We start from the raw sequence: 13,648 nt of genomic DNA, 5'->3' as shown, positions 1-13,648 counted from the left end.
GTTTGCCCGCCGTTGTCGCTGACGGTGCTCATCCCTCCTCCCTTCCGGCTCTGGCCTTGCTCCGCCCGTCCCGTCCCTCGTGACGGGTCCGACGGGCTCCTCCGTGCACCCGGCTGTCTTCATCCCTTCCGGGTATCCCGCACGGACTCGCGCCGAGGTCGGGCGAACGACCACGCACCGGTGGGGACCGCCACTTCCAGAAGCGCCCGGAGCGTACCCGATCCGGGCCTCACCGGCGGTCCCCTCCCGAGAAAGGACTCAGATGACTCACTCCGATGTTTCCACCGCGCGGCAGCAGCGTGCCGACGCACTGATGGACGAACACTTCGTGCCGGTGGACACCGACAGCGCGGACGGTGAGCAGTACGACCGCGAGGAGCGGGCCGCACTGCGCCGGGTCGCCGGACTCTCCACCGAACTCTCCGACGTCAGCGAGGTCGAATACCGCCAACTGCGCCTGGAGCGCGTCGTACTCGTCGGCGTCTGGATGTCGGGCAGCGCCGATGAGGCCGAGAGCTCGCTCGCCGAGCTGGCCGCGCTGGCGGAGACCGCGGGCGCCCTGGTGTGCGACGGGGTCATCCAACGGCGGCGCAAGCCCGACCCGGCCACCTATATCGGATCGGGCAAGGCCGCGGAACTGCGGGAGATCGTGGAGGAAGCCGGAGCCGACACCGTCGTCTGCGACGGGGAACTCAGTCCCGGCCAGTTGGTCCACCTCGAGGACGTCGTGGGTGTGAAGGTGGTGGACCGCACGGCGCTGATCCTGGACATCTTCGCGCAGCACGCCAAGTCCCGCGAAGGCAAGGCCCAGGTGGCGCTGGCCCAGATGCAGTACATGCTCCCGCGGCTGCGGGGCTGGGGCCAGTCGTTGTCGCGGCAGATGGGCGGCGGTGGCGGGGGCGGCATGGCGACCCGCGGACCCGGCGAGACGAAGATCGAGACCGACCGGCGGCAGATCCACGAGCGCATGGCCAAACTGCGGCGGGAGATCGCCCAGTTGAAGACCGGCCGGGAGGTCAAGCGCGAGGAGCGGCGGCGCAACAAGGTGTTGTCGGTCGCCATCGCCGGATACACCAACGCCGGCAAGTCCTCGCTGCTGAACCGGCTCACGGGTGCCGGAGTGCTGGTGGAGAACGCACTGTTCGCCACCCTGGACACGACCGTGCGCCGCGCGGAGACCCCGAGCGGCCGCCCCTACACCATCGCCGACACCGTCGGGTTCGTACGGCACCTCCCGCACCACCTCGTCGAGGCGTTCCGCTCCACCATCGACGAGGTCGCGGACGCGCACCTGGTGCTGCACGTGGTGGACGGCTCGCATCCGGAACCGGAGGCGCAACTCGCCTCCGTCCGGGAGGTCCTGCGCGAGGTCGGCGCCGACCGGGTCAGGGAGCTCGTGGTCGTCAACAAGGCGGACGCCGCCGACCCGGACGTGCTGTCCCGCCTGTTGGCCGCGGAACCGGGCTCGATCGCCGTGTCCGCGCGCACCGGGGACGGCATCGAGGAACTCCGGGTCCTCGTCGACACCCTGCTGCCGCGCCCCGAGGTGGAGATCGAGGTCGTGGTCCCCTACACCCAGGGCGGCCTGGTCTCGCGGGCCCACCAGGAGGGGGAGGTCCTCTCCGCCGAGCACACCGAGCGGGGCACCCTGCTCAAGGCGAGGGTGGGCCCGGAGCTCGCGTCCGTGCTGCGGGACTACCCCCAGCCGTGAACCGGGCGGGAGGGCCGGAAGGCGGACCAGCCCTCCCGTCCCGCTCCGGTCGGACCGGTTGCCAGTGGACTCTCGTACCGTCTAGGCTCGCGGTATGGGTTCTCTGTGATCGGTACGTGTGGTCCGCAAGGGCGAGGGACGTCGAGCTCGGCTCCGTCACCGCGTCCGACCGCGCACTCCTGAGGAAACAAACGCACCGCGATCCTTCGCCGTGCGGTGTTTCCGCCGAACGGATCCCCTTCCGACGGTCTGCCGGGTGCGCGGAGACATCACCTCAACCCAGTGACGATCAGGAGGACTCCTGCGTGTCGACAGCGCAACTCGCTCTGCATGACATCACCAAGCGTTATCAGGACCACGTCGTACTCGACCGGGTCGGATTCACGATCAAGCCGGGCGAGAAAGTCGGTGTCATCGGGGACAACGGATCGGGCAAGTCCACGCTGATCAAGCTCATCGCCGAGCACGAACAGCCCGACAACGGGGCGCTGACGGTGGTGGCGCCCGGTGGCATCGGCTATCTGGCCCAGACACTTGAACTGCCGTTGGACGCCACGGTCCAGGACGCCGTCGATCTGGCGCTGGCCGACCTGCGGGAGCTGGAGGAGGGCATGCGCCGGGCCGAGGCCGAGCTGGCCGAACGGCCCTACCAGACCGGGCAGGACGCCGAACTCACCGCACTCCTGGAGAGTTACGCGGCACTGGTCGACCGTTATCAGGCCCGCGGCGGCTACGAGGCCGACTCCCGGGTGGAGATCGCGCTGCACGGGCTCGGGCTGCCCGGGCTGGAGCGCGGCCGGCCGCTGAGCACCCTGTCCGGCGGTGAGCGCTCGCGCCTGGCACTGGCCGCGACGCTGGCCTCGGAACCCGAGGTGCTGCTGCTGGACGAGCCGACCAACGACCTGGACGACCGGGCGGTGGGCTGGCTGGAGGAACACCTCCGCAAACACCGGGGCACCGTCGTCGCGGTCACCCACGACCGGCTGTTCCTCGACCGGCTCACCACCACGATCCTGGAGGTCGACTCCGGCAAGGTGGCGCGCTACGGCGACGGCTACGAGGGCTATCTCACGGCCAAGGCGGCCGAACGGCAGCGCCGGCTGCTGGAGTACGAGCAGTGGCGTGCCGAACTGGAGCGCAGCCGGGAGCTGATCGTGTCCAATGTGGCACGTCTGGACAACATTCCACGCAAGTTGCCCTTCGCCGTCTTCGGCGCCGGGCAGTTCCGGATGCGCGGGCGCGGCCACGGGGCGATGGTGCGGATCCGCAACGCCAAGGAACGCGTCGCGCGGCTGACCGAGAACCCCGTCGCACCGCCGCCCGAGCCGCTCACCTTCACCGCGGACCTCACCACCGAGGCCGCGCAGCCCGAGGAGACGGTGGTCGAGCTCACCGACATACGGGTCGGCGACCGGCTCGCCATCGACTCCCTGCGCCTCGGCCCCGGTCAACGGCTGCTGATCACCGGTCCGAACGGGGCAGGCAAGACGACGCTCCTGCGGGTGCTCTCCGGAGAACTGGTACCCGACAGCGGATCGGTGCAGGTGTCGGGCCGGGTGGGGCATCTACGGCAGGAACACACCCCCTGGCCGGCGGGAATGACGGTGCTTGAGGCATTCCGCAGCGGACGGGTCGGTGACATCGACGAGCACACCGAGGCGCTGCTCTCACTCGGATTGTTCAGCCCGGGCGACCTGCGACAGCGGGTGGAGGACCTGTCGTACGGGCAGCGGCGCCGCATCGAACTCGCCCGGCTGGTGACCGAACCGGTGGACCTGCTGCTGCTGGACGAGCCCACCAACCACCTCTCGCCCGCGCTCGTCGAGGAACTGGAGGAGGCGCTGACGGACTATCAAGGCACGGTGGTCGTCGTCACCCACGATCGCCGCATGCGGTCCCGCTTCAGCGGCGCCCACCTGATGCTGCGCGGCGGACAGATCGCCGAGTTCACCCACGCCTGATCGCCGAAAGCGGCATTGGCGGCCGGGGCGAAGGGAAACGGCCGAGGCGGGCCGTCCCCCTTCGCCCCGCGGCGAGGGCCTCGGCCCCCTCCGGCGGCCAAGGCCGTCGGTCAGAGGTGGACGGGCAGGCTCTTCAAGCGCCAGGTACCCGGGAAGAGCTGCCGTTCCAAGGCCGACGGCGGCACCGCGAGGGTGAGGCCGGGGAAGCGGTCGAGCAGGGTGTCGAGGGCCACCTCGGTCTCCTGATGGGCCAGGGCGGCGCCCAGGCAGTAGTGCGGGCCGAAGCCGAGGCCGACGTGCCCCTCGTGCGGTGCGCCGTCCCGGGTGATGTCGAACCGCTCGGGGCCGGAGAACTGCTCCGGATCGTGTCCGGCGGCGCCGACCACCGCTATCACCTGCTCGCCCTTGCGGACGCCGACGCCGCCGACATCGAGGTCCTCGGTCGCGTAGCGCGGCTGGGTGACATGTACCGGACCGCACCAGCGCAGCAACTCGTCCACGGCCCGGGGAAGCAGCTCCCGGCGCGAGCGCAGCAGGGTGAGCTGGTCGGAGTGGGTGAGCAGCGCCTCGACGCCGTTGCCGATGAGATGGGCGGTGGTCTCGTTGCCGGCCGTGACGAAGGTCATCACGAGTGTGGCGACCTCCTCGTCGGTGAGCGCTTCCCCCTGCTCGTCCCGGGCCTGGAGCAGACCGGTGAGGAGATCGTCGGCGGGCGCGGCCCGACGCCGGTCGATCAGCAGATGGAGATGGTCGACCATGCCGGCCACCGCGGACCCGAGCAGCGAGGGGTCCATGGTGTAGAAGGCTGAACCCCATGTGTGCCACTGATCCCGCTCGCCCTCGGGGATCCCGACGATCTCGCAGATGACGCTCATGGACAGCGGATAGGAGAAGTCCTCAAGAAGATCGACCGTTCCGTTCCGCGCCCGGTCGGGGAGCGCGGCGAGCAGCCGGCCGGCCAGCTCTGTCACCCGTGGTCGCAGGGCCTTGACCCGTCGTACGGTGAACGCCCGCGAGGACAGCCGCCGTAACCGCATATGGTCGGCACCGTCCTGGGACAGGATGCTGTTCACCAGGTACGGCACGTACTCGGCGGGGATCCCCCCTGCGTCCAAGGACTGCTCGTACGTGTGCGGCAGGTCCATCCCCGGCACGTTTCGGGGGTTGTTCACCAGGCGTGGATCGGTCAGCACCGCCTTCACGTCGGAGTACCGGGTCGCCAGCCAGAGGGGTTCGCCCCATGGATACGCGGCCCGGACCAGTGGCGCCTGCGCTCTGATCCTGGCGTAGGTGCCGAACGGATCGCGCAGTGCCTCGGGGTCCATCAGGTCCAGTGGCGTGGAGGCGTCCCCGAGACCGGGGACGTCGGTCGCTGTCATCGTCGCTGCCCTTCGAACCGCGGGGGTGTCGGCCCCCGACCACTCAACTGCTGTTCGCCACAGTGTCGGCCGGGACACCGGTGCCGAGAAAGGAAGGCGGTGCTTACTGTGTCACCTCAGGGTTGCCGGAGAAAAACACGGAACCCAGGATGGGCGCGCCCGATCTCTGCGACGAATCGGCTATGTTTCCGGCGGAAGGAGCAGGATTCGATGCATTCTCGCGCTGATCGTCTGCCCTCGTTGACCGGGTTGCGCTGGTTCGCGGCGCTTTTTGTATTTGTTTGCCACATCGCCCAGCAGGGCATTTTCTCCGACCCGCGGGTGGCGTCGGCGCTGGGGCGCCTCACGTCGCTCGGCTCGATCGCCGTCTCGCTCTTCTTCGTGCTGAGCGGCTATGTGCTGACCTGGTCGGCGCGTGACGGCGACTCCGTCGGGAGTTTCTGGCGGCGCAGGATCGCCAAGATTTATCCGCTGCATTTCGTCACCTTCTGCATCGCGGGCGTCATTGTCCTCAGCCTCTCGGAGCCGGTGTTGCCGGGCGGTTCGGTCTGGGACGGCATGGTGTCCAATCTGCTGCTGGTGCATTCCTGGCTGCCCGATGTGTCGATCGTCTCAGGATTCAACACCCCGAGCTGGTCGCTCTCCTGTGAATTGGCCTTCTATTTCACGTTTCCCTTGTGGTACCGACTTCTGCGCCGGGTCCGGGCACAACGGCTGTGGTGGTATGCGGCTGGGCTGGCGGTGGCCGTGATGTGCCTGCCGTTCGTGGCCGGACTGCTGCCGCACAGCGCGGAGGTGGCCCCCGGGATGCCGTTGCGGGAGATGTGGTTCACGTACTGGTTCCCGCCCGTGCGGGCGCTGGAGTTCATCCTCGGCATCGTGCTGGCGTTGCTCCAGCGCGAGAGGCTCTGGCGAGGGCCGGGAACGGGTACGGCCGTGCTGCTGCTCGCGGGCGCGTTCGCACTCAACCAGGTGGTTCCCCCCATGTTCACCTTCACCGCCACCACCGTCGTCCCCGTCGCCCTGCTGATCGCCGCCGTCGCGGACGACGACGTGCGCGGGCGCCGCACGGGACTGAGTTCGACGGTGCTGATCAGGCTGGGCGAGTGGTCGTTCGCCTTCTATCTGGTCCACTTCCTGGTCATCCGTTACGGGCACCGGCTGCTGGGCGGCGAGCAGGGGTACGCCCGGCAGTGGGACACCGCCGCGGCGCTCGGCGTCACCGTGGCGGCTCTGGGGACCACGGTCCTCGCGAGCGCACTGCTGCACATCTTCGTCGAGCGGCCCTGCATGACCCTGTTGCGCGGCCGTCGCACTCCCGGGGACTCCGTTCCCGCCCCGGGGACGGATTCACACAAGGCTCTGCTGGAAAGGACGTGAGGAACATGGCCGACCAGACCGTTCTCAGCCCTGCGCTGCTGGACTACGCGAGGAGGGTCTCCCTGCGGGACGACGACCTGCTGCGGGAGCTGCGGGAGCTGACGGCCGGCCTCCCCGGCGGGCGCGTCATGCAGGTCATGCCGGAGGAAGCGCAACTCCTCGCCCTGCTGGTCCGGCTCACCGGAGCCGTCCAGGTGCTGGAGATCGGTACGTTCACCGGGTACAGCACGCTGTGCATGGCCCGGGCGTTGCCGCCCGGCGGGCGGATCGTCACGTGCGACATCACCGAGCGGTGGCCCGGGGTGGGCGCCCCGTTCTGGCGGCGGGCCGGAGTGACCGACCGCATCGACCTGCGCGTCGGCGACGCCGCCCGAACCCTGGCCGAGCTGCGGAAGGATGAGGGCGACCAGATCTTCGACCTGGTGTTCGTCGACGCAGACAAGACCGGATACCCGCACTACTACGAAGAGGCACTGGCGCTGGTCCGTCCCGGCGGTCTGGTGGCCGTCGACAACACACTCTTCCTCGGCCGGGTGGCGGACCCGGAGGCCGACGACCCTGACACCGTGGCGGTGCGCGAACTCAACCAGTGTTTGTTCGATGACGAGCGGGTGGACATCGCCCTGCTGACGATGGCCGACGGGATCACCCTGGCGCGTCGGCGGGAGTGACCGACGCGCGACGGGAACGGCAGACGCGGGTGCCCATCGCCAGGTGCGGTGGGCAGCGTCGTACCCGGACGGCATGGCGGGGGCGCGGCTGATGGGCGGTGACGCCCTGGCCACGCCCCCGTCGCGCCCGGCACGGGCCCGTGAACCCGGGCCCGTGCCGGGCGAGTGCGCCGGCAAGGCGCGGTGGGCACCCGCGTGTCCACCGCACCGCCGTTCGTTCGGTCCGTCCGATCACCGGAATCGGTTGATGGCCGTCAGATGGCGCTCACGCATCTCGAAGTCGCGTACGCCGAGCCCTTCCCGGGGGGCCAGGCACAGGACGCCGACCTTGCCCTGGTGGACGTTGCGGTGCACCTCGGAGACCGCGAGCGCGGTGTTCTCCAGGCGATGGGTGCGGGAGAGCGTCGGATGGATGCGGCCCTTGGCGACGAGCCGGTTGGCCTCCCAGGCCTCGCGGTAGTTGGCGAAATGGGTGCCGATGATCCGCTTCAGGGACATCCACAGGTAGCGGTTGTCGTAGCGGTGGTCGTAGCCGGAGGTGGACGCGCAGGTGACGATGGAGCCGCCCCTGCGGGCGACGTACACGCTCGCACCGAAGGTCTCGCGGCCCGGATGCTCGAAGACGATGTCGACGTCCTCGCCGCCTGTCAGCTCACGGATGCGCTTGCCGAACCGCTTCCACTCCTTGGGGTCCTGGGTGTCCTCGTCCTTCCAGAAGCGGTAGTCCTCGGCGTTGCGGTCGATGATCAGCTCGGCGCCCATCTTCCGGCAGACCTCGGCCTTCCGAGGGGAGGAGACGACACAGATGGGGGTGGCCCCGCCGGCAAGCGCGAGCTGGGTGGCGTAACTGCCGAGTCCGCCGCTCGCGCCCCAGATCAGCACGTTGTCGCCCTGCTTCATCCGGGCGCCGTTGCCGGAGACCAACTGCCGGTACGCGGTGGAGTTCACCAGGCCCGGCGCGGCGGCTTCCTCCCAGGTGAGGTGCGCCGGCTTCGGCATCAGCTGATTGGACTTCACCAGCGCGATCTCCGCCAGGCCGCCGAAGTTGGTCTCGAAACCCCAGATGCGCTGCGCGGGGTCGAGCATCGTGTCGTTGTGACCGTCGGGGCTCTCCAGCTCGACGGACAGGCAGTGCGCGACGACCTCGTCGCCGGGGCGCCACGCGTGCACCCCCGGTCCGGTGCGCAGCACCACACCGGCCAGGTCGGAGCCGAGCACGTGGTACGGCAGGTCGTGGCGGGCGGCCAGCGGTGAGGTGCGGCCGTAGCGTTCGAGGAAACCGAAGGTGGGCAGCGGCTCGAAGATCGAGGACCAGACGGTGTTGTAGTTGACCGAACTGGCCATCACCGCGATCAGTGCCTCTCCCGGCCCGAGCCGGGGGACCGGCACCTCGTCCACGTGCAGGGATTTGCGCGGGTCCTTCGCCGCACTGCTCATGCCGTCGAACATGCCGACGTCCTCCTTGCGGACGGTCACGGCCCGGTAGGACTCGGGCAGCGGCAGCGCGGCGATGCCGTCGGCGGTGTGACCGGGCTCGGTGAGCGCGGCGAGCAGGTCGGTCATGGCGGGGTTCACGTGCATCGCGGGTGTGCTCCGTTCTGTCGGACTGCGGGGAATGCGGCCGGAGCCGGGCAAGGGGCCCGGCTCCGGAAGGGGCCCGGGTTCGGACCTGCGGTCAGACCCCCGCCGTCCGGTGTTCGACGGTGAGGCGTTCCAGGATCGGGACGATTCCGGCGGGTGTGGGGTCGGCGAGCATCTCCTCGCGCAGCCGGCGCGCGCCTGCCCGGATCACGGGATCCTCCACCGCCGCGCGCACCGCCGCGGTCAGGGTGTCCGCCGTGAGGTCCTCCGGAGGCAGGTGGAAGCCGGCGGACAGGCGCTGCAACTGCTGTGCCTTGAGCGGCGCGTCCCATAGGGAAGGCACCAGGAGTTGCGGAACGCCGTGCAGCAGGGCGGTGGCCCAGGTGCCCGCCCCGCCGTGGTGGATGATCGCGTCGCAGCTGGGCAGGAGTGCGTCGAGCGGGACGAAGTCCACCGGCACGATGTTGTCGGGGAGGTGGCCGAGCCGCTCGCGCTGGGAGGAGTCCAGGGTGGCCACCACCTCCATGTCGAGTCGGCCCAGCGCCTCCAGCAGCGTCGGGAAGGAGACGGCGTCGCGGCCGTAGGTCTCGCGGGCGGAGGTGCCGAGGGTGAGGCAGATCCGCGGGCGGTCGGGCTCGCGGGCGAGCCAGGGTTCGATCACCGAGCGCCCGTTGTAGGGGACGTACCGCATGGGCACGGTGGTCTGCCCCACGTCCAACCGGGTGCTGTGCGGGCCCGGATCGATCACCCAGTGGCCGAGCACGTCCCGCTCGTCGAACTCGTACCCGTACCGCTCCAGGGTCCAGCCGAGCCATTCGGCGACGGGGTCCTCGCGCAGCTCCTCCGGCACCGCGGACAGCGCTTCGAGGAACCGCCTACGGGACCGCCCGATCGCGTCCGGTCCCCACAGGATGCGCGCGTGCGCGGCGCCGCAGGCGCGGGCCGCGACCGGGCCGGCGTAGGTCCAGGGCTCCCACACGACCAGGTCGGGCCGCCAGGAACGGGCGAATTCGACGACGGCGTCCATGGTCGCCGCACCGTTGAACGGCGCGAAACAGAAGGCGGACATCAGCGTCTGCTGGCCCAGCAGATACTCCCAGCCCGCCTCCTGGGCGCCGCCGTCCTCGGTGAACTCCAGACCCTTGTTGTACGGCACCAGATCGCTGCCCATCTCGGCCAGCAGCTCGATGGCCGGCTGGTCGTCGCCGACCGGGACCGCGCTCAGACCGGCGGAGGTGATGACGTCGGTGAGCGAGGGGGGACTGGCGACCCGGACCTCGTGACCGGCCGCGCGGAGCGCCCAGGCCAGTGGCACCAGACTGTAGAAGTGCGTGTTGTGGGCGAGCGAAGTCAGCAGGACTCGCATCGGCGGCTCCGGTCTCTGCGAAAGCGGACGGGGTACGGCGCGGGCACGGGCTCAGCGCTCACGGACGGGGAAGCGGGCGTAGGCGCGCACGACGGGCGAGCGCGGCCGCATCAGCACCCGGCCGGTGACGCCGAGCCCGGGCAGGGCATCGGCCAGGGCCGACACGGCGGTCCAGGCGGCCAGCCGCACGACGGGCCACGCGAGCGCGAGGTGAGGCCCGTCGGGTCCGCCGAGCGGCCAGGTACGGGACGCGTGCCGAGGAGCACCCGGTACGGCCGAGGCCAGCACCACCACCTGGTCGTCGGCGTGGATGTCACGGCCGCCGAAGCGGACGTCCTCGTGGGCGACCCGGTGCTCCAGCCGGGCGGGGGGTCGGACGAGCAGCGTGCGGTCGACGGCCGCCGACGCCGCCGAGGCGTGGCGGGCGTTCGCCCAGTCCCCGGAGCGGCCCAGCAGGCCCCGCACGGTGTTCGCGATGAGCGTCGCCGCCGGTTCCGGGGCGCCGACGGCGAGGACGAGCCCGATGCGTTCGACGTCCTGGCGCGCGACGCCCCGGCTCAGCAGCGTTCCGATGACGTCGGCCGGCCGGGCGGCACCCGCGGTGGCCTTGCGGGCGACGAGTTCACGGACCAGCGCGGCCACCTCCTGGACGGCGGCGGCGGAATCCCGGGCCACCGCCAGTGTCTGCGGCGTGAACCGGGCGTCCAGCTGCGGACCGCACCGGGCAAGGAGCCGGGCCGCCTCCGCCCGCTCGCCCTCCCCGACGCCGAGCAGCCTCAGGACGAACGCCGCGGCGTACGGCCGGGCGACATCCGCGACCAGGTCGAATCCGGCGGGGTCGGCGGGCAGAAGACCGTGGATCAGCCCTTCCCCGTCGGCCCGCTCGCTGCCACCCAGTACGGTGTCGCTCAGCACCGGCGCGGCCAGTCCGCGCAGTCGGGCGAACGTGGTTCGCTCGTACTGGGGGAACGCGGCGGCGACCGGCAGCAGGTCCGCGTGCGGGCGGCGTCCCGCCCGGTCGAGTGTGCCGAAGCGGGGATCGGCGAGCACCCGGTCCGCGACGGCGTGGTCGGCCGTGACCCAGGCGTCGAGCAGGTCACTGCGGAACCACGGGACGTGCGCGCGGATCCGCTCCTCCCACGGGGTGCTGTCGGCGTCGGTGGCGCGCAGGATCATCGCGTACGGGTCGCCCTGGTTGCCCGCGAACCAGATTCCCGCGCGGGTCAGCTGGAGCCGGCGGCCGAGTTCGCGGGTCTGGTCCTCGTGTGCGGCCGGGGCCTCGATGGTGACGGACATGGCTCCTCCCTCTCTGTTCTGCTCTCAGCCGCCGCTCAGCGGTGGGTGCCGACGAACAGGCCGGGGCGGCCGCTACCGCCGTGTTCGAGGTAACGCACCTCGCAGCCGGCGTTCTTGAAGGCCTGTTCGTACGCGGAGCGCGGGAACAGGGAGATCCGGTGGCTTTCGGTCAGGACACGGACGCCGTCCTCGGCGTGCGCGACCAAGTAGCGCACCTCGATCCGGGTGGCACCGTCCTCCAGGACCGAATGCGACATCCGGCAGATGGTGCGGTCACCGGCCTCGGTGAGACTCGCGCCGATGTGGCCGGGCGTGAACGACTCGGGAAACCACCAGGGTTCGACGAGGATCACGCCGCCCGGGGTGAGGTGCTGGGCGAAACGCCCGAGCGTGGCCTCGAGTTCGGCGGTGTCACGGAGGTGACCGATGGAACTGAACATGCAGATCACCGCGTCGAACCGGCGGTCGAGCCGGAACGTGCGCATGTCGCCCTGGTGCAGCGCCACGTCCGGGTTGCGGCCGGCCGCGAGGGCGAGCATGTCCGGGGAGAGTTCGACGCCCTCCACATGACCGAAGAGGCGGGTGAGGTGACGCAGGTGCTGACCCGTCCCGCAGGCCACGTCGAGCAGTGACCCGGTGTCCGGACGTTCGGCCCGCACCAGCGCGGCGATCTCCTCCGCCTCACGCCGGTAGTCCTTGCCCTTTCCCTCGTGCACCAGGTCGTAGACGGCCGCGATCTCATCGCTGTACATCAGTATCCTCCGGGGTGGGCTCGGCACGGTCGGTCCGGCTGACGGACGCCAGCCAGTCGTGAACCGCCGAAGCGGTGTCCGCCGCGTGGTCGGTGAGCATGGTGAAGTGGTTTCCGGGCACGTCGGCGACGCTCGTGGCGTTCGGAACCCGGGACCGCCAGCCGTCCGGCCCGTCGTCGCCGGTCCACTCGCGCAGCGGCTCCGAGGCCCGCACCAGCAGCACGGGAGCGCGCAGCGGGGTGAGGTGGCTGCCGAGCAGCAGTCGGTGATACCGGGCCATGGCGGTCAGCCGGTGCTCCGCGGGCGGCACCGGGCTGCGCTCCAGCGACCAGCGGAGCAGGTCGTCACGCCAGACGCCCATCGCGCCGGGGTCGTCCGGCAGGTAGACGTCCATCAGGACGACCGCTGCCGGACCGGTGCCGCGCGCCTCCAGGTACGCGGCCAGGGCGTGTGCGACGTTCGCACCGGCGGAGTGGCCCGCGAGCGCGAACGGCTCGCCCTCGCAGTGCTTCAGCAGCGCGTCGGCCCGGTCGGCCAGCAGCGCGTCGAGCGACGCGGGCAGCGGCTCCGCCGGATCGCCGAAGCCGGGCAGCGGCAGGACGGTCACCTCCCGGCGGTCGCGCAGGGCGTCGGCGAAGCGCGCGTACTCCCGGGGGCTCGACGTGGCCGCGGTGCCGGCACAGCAGTACAGCCGTGGCCGCGCTGTCCCGGTCGCGAGACCCACCGGCGCCGGGAGTTCCGGGACGGGGCCGTCTCCGGTGAAGAGCGGCCGGAACTCGGCCAGCCCGGCCATCAGCGACACCGCCTCCTCGGTCCGGCCTCCGGCGACTGCCGTACGCAGGGCGGTGAGCAACGTCCCGTTCGACGGTGGCGGGGACGCGGACGCTCCGGTCGCCTCGCGGCCGGCCAACTCGGCCAGCCGGTCCGCCAGCGAGGCCGGGTCCTCGTGATCGAAGACGAGACCGGCGGGCAGGTCCAGCCCGGTCGCCTCCGCCAGGCCGTCCCGCAGACTCACCGCGGCCAGCGAGTCGAAGCCGAGATCGCGGAAGGAGGCGCGCGCATCCACCTGCGCGGCACCGGCGTGGCCGAGCACCTTGGCGGCCAGTCCGCGCACCAGTTGCAGGGCGAGCCCCGGTCGCTCCTCGGGCCGCGCCCGCTTGAGACGGGGCACGGCCTCGTCGCCCTCCGCCCGGCCGGACTGCGCCGCATCGCCCCAGGTGGCGGATCGGGCCGCGCGGGCCTGCGGGATGTCGCGGATCAGCGGGCTGGGACGCCGGGCGGTCAGGGTCGGCGCGAACCGGTCCCAGTCGAGGTCGGCGACGGTCACGTTGACGTCGCGGTGGTCGAGGGCCTGCTGCAGCGCGATCAGTGCCGTTTCCGGCCGCAGGGGCCGCAGCCCGTGCCGCTCCAGATAGCCGTCCGGCGCGAGTTCGACCATGCCCTTTCCGCCCCAGACCCCCCAGGCGATGGAGGTGGTGGGTTGTCCTTGGGTGTGGCGTTGTTGGGCGAGGGCGTCGAGGTGGGCGTTGGCGGCGGCGTAGAGGGATTGTC

Annotated in this window: 10 protein-coding genes; 4 read left to right on the top strand and 6 right to left on the bottom strand. The window is 71.1% G+C overall.

Features of this window, described 5'->3' with window-relative positions; all coding sequences use genetic code 11:
* Window positions 1-262: 262 nt before the first annotated feature.
* The gene (gene hflX, locus ACIHCL_RS29075; RefSeq protein ID WP_399866465.1) at window positions 263-1,711 is read left to right on the top strand and encodes a GTPase HflX; all 1,449 of its coding nucleotides are present in this window, start codon (window positions 263-265) and stop codon (window positions 1,709-1,711) included.
* 305 nt (window positions 1,712-2,016) lie between these two features.
* Window positions 2,017-3,672 (top strand): ABC-F type ribosomal protection protein Car(A), encoded by a 1,656-nt coding sequence (car(A), locus tag ACIHCL_RS29070; protein WP_399866463.1) that lies wholly within the window; start codon window positions 2,017-2,019, stop codon window positions 3,670-3,672.
* 110 nt (window positions 3,673-3,782) lie between these two features.
* On the opposite strand, the gene ACIHCL_RS29065 is transcribed toward car(A), so the two are convergent.
* Window positions 3,783-5,051 carry a cytochrome P450 gene (locus tag ACIHCL_RS29065; RefSeq protein WP_399866461.1) on the bottom strand — a complete coding sequence of 423 codons (1,269 nt, stop codon included), beginning with the start codon at window positions 5,049-5,051 and terminating at the stop codon, window positions 3,783-3,785.
* 210 nt (window positions 5,052-5,261) lie between these two features.
* Between ACIHCL_RS29065 and ACIHCL_RS29060 the strand changes: the two genes are divergently transcribed.
* Entirely contained in the window at window positions 5,262-6,431 is a 1,170-nt protein-coding gene (locus ACIHCL_RS29060; protein WP_399866460.1) for an acyltransferase family protein, read from the top strand.
* 5 nt (window positions 6,432-6,436) lie between these two features.
* Window positions 6,437-7,102 carry a class I SAM-dependent methyltransferase gene (locus ACIHCL_RS29055; RefSeq protein WP_399866458.1) on the top strand — a complete coding sequence of 222 codons (666 nt, stop codon included), beginning with the start codon at window positions 6,437-6,439 and terminating at the stop codon, window positions 7,100-7,102.
* Between the two features lie 231 nt (window positions 7,103-7,333).
* On the opposite strand, the gene ccrA is transcribed toward ACIHCL_RS29055, so the two are convergent.
* The 5 genes from ccrA to ACIHCL_RS29030 form a co-directional block, all read right to left on the bottom strand.
* Complete coding sequence (gene ccrA, locus ACIHCL_RS29050; protein ID WP_399866634.1) at window positions 7,334-8,665, bottom strand: crotonyl-CoA carboxylase/reductase; 1,332 nt, start codon at window positions 8,663-8,665, stop codon at window positions 7,334-7,336.
* Window positions 8,666-8,777: 112 nt separating this feature from the next.
* Window positions 8,778-10,049 (bottom strand): activator-dependent family glycosyltransferase, encoded by a 1,272-nt coding sequence (locus tag ACIHCL_RS29045; protein WP_399866457.1) that lies wholly within the window; start codon window positions 10,047-10,049, stop codon window positions 8,778-8,780.
* 51 nt (window positions 10,050-10,100) lie between these two features.
* Window positions 10,101-11,345, bottom strand: coding sequence for a hypothetical protein (locus ACIHCL_RS29040; protein WP_399866455.1), 1,245 nt, complete (start codon window positions 11,343-11,345; stop codon window positions 10,101-10,103).
* Window positions 11,346-11,380: 35 nt separating this feature from the next.
* Window positions 11,381-12,097 carry a class I SAM-dependent DNA methyltransferase gene (locus tag ACIHCL_RS29035; protein WP_399866453.1) on the bottom strand — a complete coding sequence of 239 codons (717 nt, stop codon included), beginning with the start codon at window positions 12,095-12,097 and terminating at the stop codon, window positions 11,381-11,383.
* On the bottom strand, window positions 12,084-13,648 hold a 1,565-nt coding region (locus ACIHCL_RS29030; RefSeq protein WP_399866452.1), incomplete at its 5' end, for a thioesterase domain-containing protein. The genes ACIHCL_RS29035 and ACIHCL_RS29030, both read right to left, overlap by 14 nt.

The organism is Streptomyces sp. NPDC052042, from assembly GCF_044548345.1.
GTDB lineage: Bacteria > Actinomycetota > Actinomycetes > Streptomycetales > Streptomycetaceae > Streptomyces.
Note: the sequence above shows the minus strand (reverse complement) of the source record. Positions and strands in the feature narration are given on the sequence as shown.